The organism is Actinomadura sp. BRA 177 (genome assembly GCF_013372625.1).
Taxonomy (GTDB): domain Bacteria; phylum Actinomycetota; class Actinomycetes; order Streptosporangiales; family Streptosporangiaceae; genus Spirillospora.
The window spans coordinates 1-14,386 of record NZ_JABXFD010000449.1; the positions used below are offsets into that span (position 1 = coordinate 1).

The following is a 14,386-nucleotide window of genomic DNA, read 5'->3' on the forward strand; positions in this document are numbered from 1 at the left end:
AGATTTGTATAAGGGACAGCCGCCGCCGGGATTGCCGCCGATCGGCGGACCGGCCGGGCACGGCCCCGTCCCGAACGGCGCCCCGATGCCGCTCGGAGCGCCGCTCCCGAACGCGGCGCCCGCCCCGCACGGGATGCCCGGTCCGAACGGGGCGCCCGGCCAGAACGGGACGCCGGGCCCGAACGGCACGCCGGGCTCGAACACCGGCGGGCACCAGCAGGTGCAGGGCGGCGAGGCGCGGAACCACGGCCGCCCCCTGAACGGCGTGGACCGCGAGGACCCCCTCTTCGCCGGCCCCTGACCGCGCCCGCCCGGGCGGACGCCCGACCGGGCTCAGCCGTACCTGACCGCCAGGAAGACCGCCGCCACCGCCACCGCGGTGATCACCACCACCTGGCCGCGCTCCCGCGCCGCGACCTGGCGCAGCAGGGTGACCCGGCGGCGGCTGAGCCGCAGGTCCGTCACCGCGCGGCGCGCCCGCTCCCAGTGCACCCCCGTGTAGATCGCCAGCGCCGCGAGCGCCAGGATGAGTAATCCGTCTCCGCTCATGAGCCGTGCCTCCGTATCCGCGGAAGTTCGCATTGAACAGCGGATCGGGCCGCGGCGACAGTGTCGGACGGCACATTTCCGCGGTTCATGCGGAAACGGACCGGCCCGGACGGCGGCGGATCACCGGTGTCAGCGGCCGAACACCTCGGGATCGATCTCGATCCAGATCTGCTCGGCGCGGCCGAGCAGCCGCCCGTCCGCCCCGTACAGCGCCGTGGCGGCGTGCATCTTGCGGCCCTCGCGGCTGCGCGCGAGGCCCAGCACGACGCACCGCTCGCCGGCCTCCGGCACGTCCATGACCTGCGCGGTCATGGTGCCGAGCACCGCCGGCCGGCCCGCGACGTCGAACGACCACGCGCCCGGGCAGTCGAGCGCCGCCCACACCAGCTCCCGCTCGGGCACCCGGTCGGGCACCCACGGCGTCGCGACGGTGCCCTCGCCGACCGGTCCCGGCTCCAGCCGGAGCCCGTCGCCCGGCTCGCGGTCCGGCCCGCAGACGAAGCAGCCGGGGAACGGATGGTTCTCCTGCGCCCGGTACTTCTCCGCGGCCTCCTCCGCGCGCTCGAACGGGACGGGCGGGATCGGCGGCACGACGATGGCGCCCGCGAGCGCCTCCGCGATCAGCCGCTCGCCGTCCCACAGCCGCGCGCTGTGCCCCCGCTCGTCCTCCGCCGTCACGGTCAGCTCGGTGTCCAGCGGCGGCGGCTGCCGCAGCGTCACCGTCACCGTGTCGACCGGCACCCGCCCCGCGAGGCGCCCCGCCACGTACCCGCCGTTCCCGGAGCCGTCCGGCCCGTGGAACCGCCCATCAATGATCATTTGCGCCCCCGTACCCACACGCATCTCACCAAAACGGCACCGATTGTATTGGCCCCCGCCGACACCCCGCCCCCGCGGGGTGGAAAGACGCTACACGGCCCGGGACGGCTGCGGCCGGCCGGGGCGGGTGGTGAAGAAGACCGAGAGGGACCCCTGGAGCCGGGCGCGGACGGTGTCCTCGCCGACGGGGCCGTCCTCCGGGACGGGCGTGTGGTCGAGGGCTCGGGTGATGAGGACGTCGATGTTGCGGTCGGCGACGAGGACCGAGCACGTGTCGCACGCGTACCACGGATAGAGCATGTTGAGGACGGCCACGGCGGTGTCGTCGTCCGACAGGTCCGTGGTGTCGAGCTCGACCTCGAACATGTCGGTGTCGTCGGGGTCGAGCGTGGGGTAGTAGAGCCAGCTCGGCCCGGACGCGCCGCAGAAGTCGCAGCCCGGCTCCAGCGGGAGGGGCTCGCCGACCGCCAGCTCCAGCTCGTGGTCCCACGGCTCGACCCGCCGGTTGTGCCGGTAGCCGACGCCGTCGAGCGAGCCCTCGCGGTTGTGCGTCACGTCGTGCACCTCGCCGCCGCAGCGGGCGCACATGAGGCCGATGTCCTCCATGTCCCCCTCCTGATCGCTGAGGCACCGGAACTCACAGTATCCGTCCGGACGCCTCCGTCGTACCGGGCGGCGCATCTCGGGTACGTTGAAGATCGTCACCGACGCGCCCGCCCCCGGCGATCCCGGCCTCCGCGTCCCGGCGCGCCGCCCATTCCCCGGCGTGCCCCCTGACCGAGTTCTCGAACGGGAGGCCCCGTGTCCGACGTCGTGCTGAACGCCGACAAGATCGATCTGGTCCGCGAGCGGCGGCTGCTCCTCGACCGCGTCACGATGACCGTGCTGCGCGGCGAGCACTGGGCGCTCATCGGGCCGAACGGGGCGGGTAAGAGCACGCTCCTCGGCATCCTGGGCGCCTACACGCACCCGACGCGCGGGACGGCGGAGATCCTCGGGCACCGCCTCGGCCGGGTGGACGTCCACGCGCTGCGGCCGCTGATCGGGCAGGTGAACCCGCGGCATCCCCTGGAGTCGGCGCGGACCGTCCGGGAGATCGTCCTGACCGGTGTGACGGGCACGATCGAGCTCGTCCCGCGCTGGACGCCGGCCGAGGACGAGCTGCGCCGCGCCGATGAGCTGATCGAGCTGCTGGGGCTCACGGCGCGGACCGACGCCCGCTGGCCGACGCTGTCGCAGGGGGAGCGGGGGCGGACGCTGATCGCGCGGGCGCTGATGCCCGACCCGGCGCTGCTGCTGCTCGACGAGCCCGCCACCGGCCTCGACGTCGCCGCCCGCGAGCGGCTGCTCGCCAGCATCGACCAGCTGCGCGCCGACCGTCCTGATCTGACGACCGTGCTCGTCACGCACCACCTGGAGGAGCTGCCCACCAGTACCACCCACGCGCTGCTGCTGCGCGAGGGCCAGGTGCTCGCCTCCGGCCCGGCCGGCGAGGTCCTCACGACCGAGCTGGTCAGCGCGTGCTTCGACCACCCGATCACGATCAACCGGCACAACGGCCGGTGGGCGGCGACCGCCGGGCCTTCCTGAGCGGGCCCGCTTAGGCGCCCGCGACGCGGTGCCCGGCGAGGTGGGCGAGGACCGACTGGTTCGCCTCCCAGCCGTCCGGGAACTTCACCGGCACGCCGAGATGCACCGGCTCGGCGGACGGGTGCGCGTCCAGCAGCTCGGGGATGCCCGCCCGCGCGACCACGATGCACGCGTGCCGGTGCCGGGACGCCAGCACGCACAGCCGCCCCGACTCCAGGTGGAACGCGGTGGCGTCGCGGCGTCCCGACAGCGGGTGCAGGACGACCGTCGCGTCGTACTCGCGGCCCTGCAGCCGGTTCGCGGTGTCGACGGTGATGCCGCCGCCGTGCGGGCCGAGCGCGGCGCGGATCGCCGTCACCTGGTCGCGGTGCGCGGCGCCGATCGCGATGCGGGCCGCGTCCACCTGGCTCGTCCCCTGCTCCGAATGCGCGACGGGACCGCGCTGCAGCAGCCGGACGGCGAGCGCCGCCGTCGCGCGGACCGCCTCGGCGTCGGTGCGGAGCGTGTGCCGCGCCGGCAGCTCGTACAGGGCCCAGCCGGTCGCCGCCGCCTCCTCCAGCGCGTGGTCGTACGTGGTGCCCATGCCGCGCGCGCCGAACTCCAGGCGCCGGTCGCCCGGTTCCGTCCCGGCGCGGAACCCGGTGAACGGGTAGAACGCCCGCGACACGACGGGCGCGGCAGACGCGGGCAGCCGCCACGACACCGGCAGCCGGTGGACGGGCAGCTCCGGGTTGTGCGCGAGCAGCACGGACACGGCGCTGCGCATCGGGTCCCACGTCAGGCCCGCCCAGCGCTCGACCTCGACCGTGGAGAACGGGTCGAGCTGCCCGGGGTCGCCGACGAACAGCGCCCGCTCGAACCGCGAGGCGATGCGCAGCAGCATGTCCGAGCGCATCTGGTACGCCTCGTCGACGATCGCCCACGGCCACGAACCGTCCGACAGCGTCGCCCACTTCGCCGCCGTCGCGATCACGACCGTGTACTCGGCGAGGTCGTCGGCCTTCTGCGCGACCCGCACCTGCGGATGGGCCAGGACGCGTTCGGACGGCGCGTATCCCGACGCCGACAGCCGGCCCAGCGTGATGCCCGGATGCTTGCCCGCGATCCGCTCGATGAGGTCGTCGACCTGCTCGTTCGTCTGCGCCACGATCATCAGCCGCTCGCCCGCCTCGGCGAGATGCGCGGCGGCGCGGACGACCAGCGTCGACTTGCCCGCCCCGGGCGGGGAGTCGACCACCACGCCGCGGTGCCCGCCGGCGAGATCGGCGAGCACGTCGTCCACGACGCGCGCCGCCGCCTCGGACGGGTTGAGGTCGTCCGCCGCCACCGGCACCAGGTGGCGGCCCGCCTGCCCGGTCACGACCATTCCTCTTCGGCGTCCTCGTCGGTCGGCACGTACTCGCCGGGCGGCCCGCCGTGCGTCCACGGCGTGTCCTCGCGGTCGGGGAACTTCGCCGCGCCGAACGAGCCCTCCGTCAGCGAGGTGAAGCAGACCCGGTCGCCCTCCTGCGGGACGGCGCCGGGCTCCGGGGTGAGCTTGCGGCCCATCCCGCCGGTCAGCTCCAGCAGCACCGACCCGTCACCGATCTCCACGATCCTCCCCTTGAGCGCGGGCCGTGCCGCGTTGCAGACGGTCGTCCCGGCGTCGAGCCGCACCGGGTCGTGCGTGCCGACCCGCAGCAGCGGGCGCAGCTTCGGCCGCTTGCCCGTCTCGTCCAGCCGGGTGGGGTCGCACTCGGTGACCGTCCCGCCGAACGCCTGGCCGGACAGCCGGTGCTCGGCCATGACCAGCGGGTCGTCGAACGCGCGCTGCGCGTCGTAGGCGTCCTGCGCGCGTTCGAGGTCGTGCAGCCGCCGCGCCGCCCGGACGGGCGGGTCGCGGCGCGCCTGAGGATACGCCTCGCCGAACGTCTGGTGGTAATAGGTGAAGGCGTCCCGGTCGCGCTCCCAGCGTCGCGGCACGCTCGCCCCCTCGGGCAGCGCGCGGAGCAGCTCGACGGCCCGCCACATCAGGTCCCATGTGGGGGTGAGCTGGTCCGCGAGGACGTTCCTGAGCTGCTCCTCCGCGCGCGAACCGCGTCCTGCCCGGTCGTAGGCGGCGATCGCCGGCGCGAGGACCTCGTTGTCGAACGTCGGGTCGGTGGTGGGCCCGGCGGGCGGACAGAACACGGGGTCTTCGGCGCGGGCCGCGGCGGCGGGGCCGTCCATGCCGTCCGGCGGGTCGATCCAGCCCATCAGCGCCGCGAGGTTGCCGTCCTCCAGCGAACTCTGCCCCGAAGCCCAGTGCAGCCGCAGCGACTCGGTCATCGCCAGCAGCAGCGAGGAGCCGGGGTAGTCGTACCGGTCGGCGAACCACGTCAGCCACCGGCCGAGGACGGGCACCGCCGGATCGACCGCGTACGGGCCCTCCGTGCTGCGGAACCGCGTCGACCGGCCCATCAGCCGCAGGAACGCGACGCCGCCCCGGTTCGGGACGAGCAGCTGCGGCGCGTCCCCGTACCGGATCCGCTCCTCGCCCTCCTTGCCGGGCGGCAGCTCCTCCACCGCGCCCCGGCTCGTCTCGATGTGGTTCAGGACGAGCTTGGCGAGGTCGGCGGCGAACGCGAACCGCAGATCGCGGTTGCGGGGCTGCGGCACCGCCAGCAGCGTGGGATCGCCCGGCGCGCTCCCGATCATGACGGCCAGCGGCGCCGCCGCCTCCCCGGCCAGCTTCAGCGGGACGAGCACCAGCGGCGCGTCCGGGACGTGGCAGTGCCGGACGGTCGCGAGCGGCTGCGCGACCCCGGCGGCCACCGCCTGCAACTGCGCGAGCGAGGACAGTGCGCTCATCCAGCGATCACGCCGCCCCGTGCCAGGCTTCGCCGTGCAAAGCTTCGCCGCGGAGCCGGGCCGCCGCGCGCAGCTGCTCGGCCGTCTCGGCCAGATCGTCGGACGGGTCCAGCGAGCCGTCCGCCAGCGCCAGCGCCGTGCCGATCGTGTCGACGCCGCCCAGATCGTCGCGGACCGACCGGCCGAGCGCCCCCGTCGCGCCGCACGCGCGCGCCTCGTCCCGGCAGAACAGCGCCATCTCGCAGCCCGACATGCACTCGGGCGCGTACCGGGCCTCCACGGCACGCACGGACTCCGCGAGCGCTCCGTCCAGCTCGAAGGTCAGCTCGGTGGGCAGCTCCGCCAGCAGTTCGTCGACGCGGGTGAGGCGCGCGAGCTGCCGTTCGAGGACGGCGAGCTGCGGCCGCACGTCCAGCGGCGTCGCCGTCGGGCGGTTGGAGAAGTTCTCCGGGCAGACCAGGAACACGTCGTGCGACACGCGCGCCGGGTCGTGCCCCAGCTCGGCCACCAGCCGGCGCAGCGCCAGCACGTACACCGCCGACTGGCGGGCCGCCGCGGCGACCTGCTCCGGCTCGGCCTGCCCGTCCACGACCGCGAACGACTTGACCTCGATGACGTGCAGCCGGCCGGCGAGCTGGAACGCGATGACGTCCGGCTCCAGGTAAGCCGGGTACCCGGCGATCTCCAGCCGCAGCAGCGGATGGTCGAACAGCGTCCCCTCGCCGGACTCCAGCGCGCGGGCGAGCAGCCGCCGGGTCCGCGAATGCCGCAGCTCCCGGCCCTCGTTGCCCGCGACCACCTCCAGGTCGTCGTAGGCGACCTCCGGCACGTCCAGGCCGAGCCGGTCGCGCAGCAGCGTCAGCAGCTCCGCGCACCCGTCCGCCTTCACCTGCGCCTCGAACGCATTCCCGCGCGTGATCGCGAACTGCGACTGCCCGAACGGCGCGGGGAACCCGAGGGTCCGCGCCACCGCGTCCTTGTCGACGCCCGCCGCGTCCATCACCCCGCGGCGGGCGCAGCCCGGATTGGACGTCAGCGCGGCGATCGTGCGGGCGTCGTGGTTGCGCGGGGGCTCGCCGCCGCGCAGCCGGTCCAGGTCCGGTGCGGTGTCGGTCATGGATCAGTCTCTCCGTTGATCGCAGGGCGGCGCCCGGACGCGCGCACGGCGCGCAGCCGGCTGCCGAACAGCCGCTCCGCGTCGTCGAGCCGTTTCCGGGCGCGGGCCGCGGCAGCCTCGCGGTGCCGCCGGTCGGGTTCGCGGTGGACGTCCAGCTCGGCCTGAGCGGCCTCGGCGAGCCGTGCCGGATCGGCCGTACCGACCGTATCGGTGACCGCACCGGGAATGTTGGACGCGAAACGCCACAGCAGCCGCTGAACGTCCGGGGAGGGCCTCCCGCGCCCGGCGTGCTCGGCGGGCCGCACCGCGGCGGTCAGGAAGTCGGTGCGGGGGCTCAGCGGCCCGACGATCCGCTGCTCCAGCGGCCAGGTGCTCACGGTGAGCAGCCCGCGCGCCGGGGCGAGCAGGTCGGCGGTCAGCGCGGCGCACAGGTAGTACGGCCGCGCGTACGGCGCGGTGCGGAACGAGCGCTCCTCGTCGCGGCGCAGGCTCGTCAGCCGGGAGCCGGGGATCTCGCCGGGGAAGAACGCCGAGTACACCGACCCGATCAGCTTCGGCGCGGCCGGCGCGCCGAGGAGGGTGAGCGCCTGGTGAACCTGGTCGCGGACGGGCAGCAGACCGCGCTCTTCGCCGATCGCGGGCCCGGGCGCGGGCCGCCGCTCGCCGAGGACGGCGTCGTCCCATGCGCTCTCGGCCCTGCGCAGCTCGGCGCGCAGGTCGCGGGCCTCCCGCCGGTCCCCGGTCGCCATGGCCCGCCGCACGGCGGCGCGCAGCTCGCCGATGCGCGTCTCCAGCTCGTCGGGGGTCGGGACGCCGGGGGACCGGGACATGCCGCAGACGGTACAGGTACTTCCGGACAGTTCCAGTGTTTTCCAGTTTTTGCGGTATGCGGTGCGGCTTCCGCCGGGATCAGGCGGGGAAGCTGGCGCGGTAGGTGGCGGCCATGTCCTCGTCGCCGTGGCCCTGCTCGATCGCGCGGCGGAACCGCTCGCCGGCCGCGTCGTTGACGTCCACCCGGATCTTGGCGGACTCCGCCGCCTCGTGGATCAGCCGGGTGTTCGTCTCTGCGTTGCGGACCGCGAAGCTCGGCTCGAAGTCGCCCTCCACCATGGCCTTCATCTTCGTCTGCAGGTAGACGCTGTCGAGCGGGCCGCCGGTGAGGACCTCGCCGAGCAGCGCCGGGTCGAGCCCGAGGCCCTTCGTCAGCGCGACGGACTCGGCGATGACCGAGGTCAGCGAGATGGCGTAGCTGACCGCGGCGAGCTTCAGCCGGGTGCCCGCGCCGCCCGCGCCGTTCTCGTCCAGCCAGAGCGTCCTCGCGCCGACGGTGTCGAACACCGGAGCGAGGACGGTCCGGGCGTCCTGCGGGCCGGCGGCGAGCACCAGCAGCTTGCCCTGCTCGGCGGGCTGCTTCGTGCCCTGGACGGGCGCGTCGACGAACGTGAGCCCCCGGTCGGCGGCGAAGGCGGCCAGCCGCCCGAGGGACGCGAGGCCGACCGTGCCCATCTGCGCCCAGATCTGGCCCCGGCGGAGCGAGGGCGCCGCCTCGTCCATGACCGCGAGGGCGGTCTCGCCGTCCTTCAGGATGGTGATGACCACCTCGGCGCCGTCCACGGCCTCGGCGGGGGAGCCCGCCACCGTGGCGCCGTCGGCGGCGAGGGGCTCCGCGCGGGCGGCCGTGCGGTTCCAGACGGCGACCCGGTGGCCGGCCCGCAGCAGGTTCCGGGCCATCGCCGCGCCCATGATCCCGGTGCCGAGCATCGCGACCTGTGTCATCTCGCGCTCCTTTTGTACTGTCCAGTTCATAACCGTGCGGGGCCAGCCTCGCACACGGCTGCGCGTCGCGCATCCTGGATGCCCCTACCCATCGCCGCGCGGGCATCGCGGCGGCCTGCGGAACGCTCAGCCGCTGCGGTCGGCCGGGGCGCTCGACAGGGGCGCTCGACTGGGACGCCCGATCGGGCGGTCGGTCGGGACGGTCGGCCCGGGTCAGCCGTAGGCGTGGCCGTCGTCCGGCGCGTCGGCGTACACGGCCGTGTACGGCGCGGCGAACGCGTCGAGGGTGCGGTCGAGCTGGGCCGACCACCACGCCACGAGCGCCGCCGGGCCGCGCCCGCCCGTACCGTCCTCGCCCAGGTAGCGGTGCCGCAGCGGGGCGACGTCGCAGAGCCGCTCCCACCACTCGCGGTGCACGGCCGCCTGGATCTGCCCGGCGTCCAGCGGATACGCCGAGCGGTGCCCCCGCACGAACGCCTGCACACGGTCGAGGTCGAACCCGCGCTCGTCGTCGCACGCGAACAGCCGCGCCGCCGCGCGGACCACCTCGCCGGCGATCGGGCCCGTCGTCAGCCCGTCCCAGCCGAGGACGGCCGTGACGTTGCCCGACCCGCCGTAGCGCAGGTGATCGGCGTCGAACGCGCCGTTCAGGTGCCCGACCGTGCTGACCTCGATGTCGGGCGGCTGGTGCCCGGCGAATTCGGCGAGCAGGTCGCGGCGCTCGCGCAGCCGGCGCGCGGTCAGCGCGTCGAAGTCGGTGCCGTCCCCGTCGCCGGGGACGTCCCGCAGCATCTCCGCGACGGCGGCCGACGCGTCGGCGGCGCGCGGCGTCGGCACGAGCATGCTCTGCTGGACGGGCGCCGTCAGCTCGTCCAGCGCCGCGTGCAGCCGCCCGAGCAGCCCGCCCAGCGCCTCGCACCCGCCGAACGTCAGCTCCAGCCCGCCGCGCCCGCGGCCCCCGACCCACGGGTACAGGACGTAGCCGCGGCCCGCGGCGGTGAGAAGCGTCCGGCCGCCGCGCGCCTGGAGCGGCGCGAGCACCGGCAGCCCGGCCGCGTCCAGCGCGGTGGTGACGGTGTGCTGGAAGAGCAGGCGCCGCCGGTCGGGCTCGGCGTACTCGCGGAGGAAGAACGCCCCCGCGGCCGTGTCGACCCGCCAGCACCGGCGGCCGGGCCCGGCCGGCAGCGGGCCGACCGCGTCCGGTGCGCCGATGTCCCAGCGCCGCAGCAGCCGCGGCGGGGGCTCGGCGTCGGCACCCTGTCGGGTCTCCGTGCTGTGCGACGTGGGCACCTCGGCACCTCGGCTGCGTCGGGCGGACGGCGGTCGAATGGATGTTCTACGCCGACGCTACACGTCCGGCCCGCACCGCGAAAGTGAACCCGCGCGGACGGCGGCTCAGACGCGCTCCAGCACCACCACGGGGATGTCGCGGCTCGTCTTCGTCTGGTACTCGTCGTAGGCGGGCCACGTGGCGGCCATCTTCCGCCACAGCGCCGGCTTCTCCTCGGACGTCGCGGTCCGCGCCCGCGCGGTGAACCTGTCGCCCTTCACCTGCACCTTCACCTCCGGGTCGGCCTGCAGGTTCGGGTACCAGAGCGGCGGCTCGTCCGCGCCGCCCTTCGACGCGACGATGAGGTAGGCGTCGCCCTCGGGCTGGTAGATGAGCGGCGTCGTGCGCTCCTTGCCGGACTTGCGCCCGGTCGTGGTGAGCAGCAGCGTCACCGTGCCCTGCCAGTCGTGTCCCTCCGCACCGTCGGTCTCCTGGTAGCGCTGGACGTGTTCCTTGCCGTACAGCATCGGTCCTCCTCGTTCCGGCTCTGGCCATTGCGCGGCCACTCGTGTCAACCCGCGGACGTCGGATGACCTTCCCAGGGGCGCGGCTCTCAAGCGATGCCCGGCCGGCGCGGCGGGATCACTACGCTGGGCCAGTGGACGACGCGGCGGAGGTGGCGCGGCGATGCGCCGAGACGATGTACGCGCAGGACAAGGTGGCGCAGGACCTCGCCATGGAGATCGCCGAGATCGCACCCGGCCGGGCCCGGGTGCGCATGGCGGTCGCCGAGACCATGGTGAACGGCTTCGGCATCGCGCACGGCGGCTACGTGTTCCTGCTCGCCGACTCCGCGTTCGCGTACGCGTGCAACACCCATGACGCCGTGACGGTCGCCGCGTCCGCCGACGTGGTGTTCGTGGCGAGCGCCCGCAGCGGGGACGTCCTGGAGGCGACCGCGGCCGAACGCGTGCGCTACGGCCGCAGCGGGATCTACGACGTGACGGTGCGCCGCGTCCCGGACGGCGAGGTCATCGCGGAGTTCCGCGGCGGGAGCCGCAGCCGCGACCGGCGCGTCATCGGCGGTTAGAGGTCCTTGAGGACGCCGTTGAGGAACTTGGCGGTGTCGTCGGGACGCGCCGCCGTGATGCACAGGTTGTTCATCGCGCGCATGTAGGTGTCGACGTCCGTCGGCTTGTCGAGGTAGAGCGCGCTGGTGAGCTGCTCCAGGTAGACGACGTCGGACAGGCCGGGCTCGGCGAAGCGCAGGATCGTGAACGGGCCGCCCGCCGCCGCGTGCCCGCCCGCACCGAACGGCACGATCTGCAGCGTCACGTGGGCCAGCTCCGACATCTCGATCAGGTGCTCGATCTGGGCCCGCATCACCTGGCGGCCGCCGAGCGGACGGCGCACCACCGCCTCGTCCAGCACGGCCCACAGCGTCGGCGCCCCGGGCGAGGTGAACCGCTCCTGCCGCATCGTGCGGATCTGGACGCGCCGCTCGACCTCCTCCTCGGACGCGTCGGAGTAGCCGAGCCGGACGACGGCGCGCGCGTAGTCCTCGGTCTGCATCAGCCCGGGGACGAACTGCAGCTCGTAGGTGCGCAGCAGCGACGCGGCCTCCTCCAGGCCGAGGTACACCTCGAACCAGCTCGGCAGGATGTCGCCGTACTGGTGCCACCAGCCGGGGTTGTTGGCCTCCTTGGCGAGCCGCAGCAGCGGCGCGCGCTCGGCGGGGTCCGTCACGCCGTAGAGGGTGAGCAGGTCGGCGACGTCGCGCTCCTTGAACCCGACCCGGCCCAGCTCCATCCGGCTGATCTTCGAGTGGGAGCCGCGGATCTCGTAGCCCGCCTGCTCGGTCGAGATCCCGCGCTCCTCGCGCAGCCGGCGCAGCTGCGCGCCGAGCAGAATGCGCAGGACGGTCGGGCCGCCGCGCCGCGGATAATCGATCAGCCGCCCGGCCGGATCGTCTTCGGCCGGAGGTGTGGGGACAGCTGAATCCTGGGACAAGGGGTCACCAGCCAGTCGACGGGTCTGCACTGAGGCGGAACGGCACCGCCCTATGTTAGAGGATGCGGACATGTTTTTGGGAGGTATGAAAAACGCGTACTCCAGCCCGTGACCAGTGCTGACGGTGGCGGTACGGCTGCGGACCGTGGTGCCGCCGGTCATTCTGCTGCCGCCGGGGTACCAATTGCCCGCCGTTCTCCGGCAACGCGCATGACCAATCCTGACAGGCCATTCCCGGATGGGTCGTATGACGCGTGAAGGTCGTGCGTCGCGCATTTTGGTGAATTTTCGCGGGGCGTGACGAAGCTCTCGTCCCGTCCGGGCAAGATCTCGGCCCCCCAGAACGTTCACCCGGTAGGAGCCCGGACCGCACCCGCCGCTCCGCAGCGAAGCCACCATCTGGGGGAATCCATGAATGCTACCCGTGAACGACCGGAGATCCGGTTCCTGACCTCGGGCGATGTCTCGGCCCACGAGCGCGCCGCGGCGGAGCGGGCCGTCCGCGAGGCGCTGTCCGGCGCCCCGGACGTCACGTCCGTCCAGGTCACGCTGAGCGTCGTCAACGACCCGTCCCTCCCGCGCCCGGCACTGGCCCAGGCCATCGTGGACGTAGACGGCCGCCGCGTCCGCGCCCAGGCCGCTGCCCCCCGCATCGACGAAGCCATCGACATGCTCCGCGAACGCCTATCCCTCCGCGCAACCTCCCTCCAGGTCAGCTGACCCGCCCCACGACGACTTGAGCGGCGGAGCCCCACTCGGGGCCACCGCCGCCTCTGTCAGGCGTCGCGCCGGCTGAGGACGATTGCGGCGAGCCCGATCGGGACGAGCGCGTACGCCGCCAGCACGACCGCGGCCATTCCCGGGGACAGGAGATCGCCGTACACGGAGTTCTCCGCGCTGAGCCCCGCTATCTGCCTGGGGAGACCCGCGAGCATCACCGATCCGGCGCGCTCGTTCCATGGGCCGGGCAGGTGGTAGACGAGCAGCGGCAGGACGTGCCACACGAAGACGACCGACACCAGCGATCCGGCCGCGGAGCGCAGCAGCACGCCGAGCGACAGGCCGAGCAGCGCGAACACCGGCACGACCGCCCCCGCGAGGACGAAGCCCGGAAGATCATGCGCGATGGAAGCCTGCTGGTCGGGGAAGGGCCGGTCGCCGATGATGAGCCGTGTCCCGAGGAACGATCCGACCGTCACCGCCTCGCCGACGGCCAACGCGACCGCCCCGATCACCGTGGCCTTGGCCAGAAGCAGGATCCGGCGCCGGGGGACCGCGATGAGGCTCGCGCGGATCATGCCCGTCCGGTATTCGGACGTGACGGACACCACCCCCAGGATCGCCAGGCACAGCGACGCCGCCCAGCCGCCCAACTCCTGCAGCGGACGCAGCAGGAGATCGTCCCGGCGATCCGCTGACAGCCCGTCCCAGACATGCGCCATCTGGAACGCCAGCAGCAGGACGAACCCGGTGAAAATGGCCGTCGCCGCCAGCACGACATAGGTCGAGCGGACCGAACGCAGCTTCCACCACTCCGCCGCGACCACATCACCCATCATGCGTCCCTCCGCGCGAACGCGTACGCGCCCGCTCCCAGCGCGACCACCACATACGCCACCAGGAGCGCCACCGCGACCCACGGCGACAGTGCGCCGTGGTCGCCGGACGAGCCCGGCGCCCCCGCGATCTGGTTCGCCAGACTGCCGGGCAGCGCCGACCAGATCCGCTCGTCCCACGGGGAAGGCAGCAGCCTCGCCAGAGCCGGCAGCACGAACAGCACGGCCATGCCGGACGTGATCGTCGCCGCGGTGGAGCGCAGCACGGCCCCCAGCCCGAACGTGACGAGAGTGATCCCCACCGTCGTCAGCCCGAGCGACAGCAGGTGGACCGCAACATCGCCCACCGGCCCCTGGTATGTCGCCACAGGCCGGTCACCGACGATCACCACCCCGGCAACGGACCCCGCGACGAGCGCCACAAGCGCCGCCGCGCACATGGTGACCGCCACCACCCCCGCCTTGGCCATGAAGAGCACGCCCCGGCGCGGCACCGCGGCCAGGGTAGTGCGGATCATCCCGGACGAGTACTCGGCCGTCAGCGCCAAGGCCCCCAGCACGACCGCGCACACCGGCAGCGAGACCGCGAGCGGCTGCTCCGCCGGCGCCACCTTGACCGTCGCCCTCCGCGCAGCCGACAGGCCATCCCAGTAATGGGCCACGTACCAAGACCACAGCACGCAGAGCACCATGAACCCGACAACCACCCCAAGAACGACCCCCGTCGACCGAACACTCCGCAACTTCCCCCACTCCGCCGCAACCACATCCCCCAGCACACCCACGCCGTTCATACGGCCACCCCAACCCCGCCCCTTCCCCCCCCATCAACAACCCATCTCTTATACCCACCTCCGCCCCCACAAACAA

At 73.7% G+C, this 14,386-nt stretch carries 16 protein-coding genes and 1 pseudogene; 4 read left to right on the forward strand and 13 right to left on the reverse strand.

What is annotated here, in order from left to right:
• Nucleotides 1–301 (forward strand): annotated as a pseudogene (locus HUX53_RS26735) (hypothetical protein); the annotation flags it as partial.
• A gap of 32 nt (nt 302–333) precedes the next feature.
• On the opposite strand, the gene HUX53_RS26740 reads toward HUX53_RS26735, so the two are convergent.
• From HUX53_RS26740 to HUX53_RS26750, 3 genes are all read right to left on the reverse strand, one after another.
• A complete protein-coding gene (locus tag HUX53_RS26740) occupies nt 334–549 on the reverse strand; it encodes a hypothetical protein (RefSeq protein WP_176405987.1) in 216 nt (71 codons plus the stop codon).
• Nucleotides 550–678: 129 nt separating this feature from the next.
• A complete protein-coding gene (locus tag HUX53_RS26745; protein ID WP_176405988.1) occupies nt 679–1,368 on the reverse strand; it encodes a hypothetical protein in 690 nt (229 codons plus the stop codon).
• Between the two features lie 90 nt (nt 1,369–1,458).
• On the reverse strand, nt 1,459–1,974 hold the full coding sequence (locus HUX53_RS26750; RefSeq protein WP_176405989.1) for a hypothetical protein: 516 nt from the start codon (nt 1,972–1,974) through the stop codon (nt 1,459–1,461).
• Nucleotides 1,975–2,169: 195 nt separating this feature from the next.
• Between HUX53_RS26750 and HUX53_RS26755 the strand changes: the two genes are divergently transcribed.
• A complete protein-coding gene (locus HUX53_RS26755) occupies nt 2,170–2,958 on the forward strand; it encodes an ATP-binding cassette domain-containing protein (RefSeq protein ID WP_176405990.1) in 789 nt (262 codons plus the stop codon).
• Nucleotides 2,959–2,968: 10 nt separating this feature from the next.
• Here HUX53_RS26755 and HUX53_RS26760 read toward each other — a convergent pair whose 3' ends face one another.
• The 7 genes from HUX53_RS26760 to HUX53_RS26790 all read right to left on the reverse strand — a co-directional run bounded on the left by HUX53_RS26760 (nt 2,969) and on the right by HUX53_RS26790 (nt 10,477).
• Entirely contained in the window at nt 2,969–4,318 is a 1,350-nt protein-coding gene (locus tag HUX53_RS26760) for an AAA family ATPase (protein ID WP_309237445.1), read from the reverse strand.
• Nucleotides 4,315–5,787 (reverse strand): hypothetical protein, encoded by a 1,473-nt coding sequence (locus HUX53_RS26765; RefSeq protein WP_176405992.1) that lies wholly within the window; start codon nt 5,785–5,787, stop codon nt 4,315–4,317. Before HUX53_RS26765 ends, HUX53_RS26760 begins: the two co-directional genes overlap by 4 nt.
• A 7-nt stretch (nt 5,788–5,794) precedes the next feature.
• Entirely contained in the window at nt 5,795–6,904 is a 1,110-nt protein-coding gene (locus tag HUX53_RS26770) for a hypothetical protein (RefSeq protein WP_176405993.1), read from the reverse strand.
• Complete coding sequence (locus tag HUX53_RS26775) at nt 6,901–7,734, reverse strand: hypothetical protein (RefSeq protein WP_176405994.1); 834 nt, start codon at nt 7,732–7,734, stop codon at nt 6,901–6,903. The genes HUX53_RS26770 and HUX53_RS26775 overlap by 4 nt, the downstream gene beginning before the upstream one ends.
• 79 nt (nt 7,735–7,813) lie before the next feature.
• Nucleotides 7,814–8,680, reverse strand: coding sequence for an NAD(P)-dependent oxidoreductase (locus tag HUX53_RS26780; RefSeq protein WP_176405995.1), 867 nt, complete (start codon nt 8,678–8,680; stop codon nt 7,814–7,816).
• Nucleotides 8,681–8,893: 213 nt separating this feature from the next.
• On the reverse strand, nt 8,894–9,970 hold the full coding sequence (locus HUX53_RS26785) for a phosphotransferase (RefSeq protein ID WP_309237446.1): 1,077 nt from the start codon (nt 9,968–9,970) through the stop codon (nt 8,894–8,896).
• A 105-nt stretch (nt 9,971–10,075) separates the two neighbouring features.
• Nucleotides 10,076–10,477 (reverse strand): nitroreductase family deazaflavin-dependent oxidoreductase, encoded by a 402-nt coding sequence (locus HUX53_RS26790; RefSeq protein ID WP_176405996.1) that lies wholly within the window; start codon nt 10,475–10,477, stop codon nt 10,076–10,078.
• Nucleotides 10,478–10,608: 131 nt separating this feature from the next.
• Here HUX53_RS26790 and paaI point away from each other — a divergent pair, with 131 nt between their 5' ends.
• The gene (gene paaI, locus HUX53_RS26795; RefSeq protein ID WP_309237447.1) at nt 10,609–11,040 is read left to right on the forward strand and encodes a hydroxyphenylacetyl-CoA thioesterase PaaI; all 432 of its coding nucleotides are present in this window, start codon (nt 10,609–10,611) and stop codon (nt 11,038–11,040) included.
• Here paaI and HUX53_RS26800 read toward each other — a convergent pair.
• The gene (locus HUX53_RS26800) at nt 11,037–11,903 is read right to left on the reverse strand and encodes a helix-turn-helix transcriptional regulator (protein ID WP_255205668.1); all 867 of its coding nucleotides are present in this window, start codon (nt 11,901–11,903) and stop codon (nt 11,037–11,039) included. The genes paaI and HUX53_RS26800 overlap by 4 nt on opposite strands.
• A gap of 468 nt (nt 11,904–12,371) precedes the next feature.
• Between HUX53_RS26800 and HUX53_RS26805 the strand changes: the two genes are divergently transcribed.
• Nucleotides 12,372–12,680: a hypothetical protein gene (locus HUX53_RS26805; protein ID WP_176405999.1), complete on the forward strand. Its 309-nt coding sequence runs from the start codon at nt 12,372–12,374 to the stop codon at nt 12,678–12,680.
• A 56-nt stretch (nt 12,681–12,736) separates the two neighbouring features.
• Here HUX53_RS26805 and HUX53_RS26810 read toward each other — a convergent pair whose 3' ends face one another.
• Together HUX53_RS26810 and HUX53_RS26815 are read right to left on the reverse strand one after the other, a co-directional pair.
• Nucleotides 12,737–13,519 (reverse strand): ABC transporter permease, encoded by a 783-nt coding sequence (locus tag HUX53_RS26810; protein WP_176406000.1) that lies wholly within the window; start codon nt 13,517–13,519, stop codon nt 12,737–12,739.
• The gene (locus tag HUX53_RS26815; protein ID WP_255205666.1) at nt 13,516–14,310 is read right to left on the reverse strand and encodes an ABC transporter permease subunit; all 795 of its coding nucleotides are present in this window, start codon (nt 14,308–14,310) and stop codon (nt 13,516–13,518) included. The genes HUX53_RS26810 and HUX53_RS26815 overlap by 4 nt, the downstream gene beginning before the upstream one ends.
• Nucleotides 14,311–14,386 lie beyond the last annotated feature (76 nt).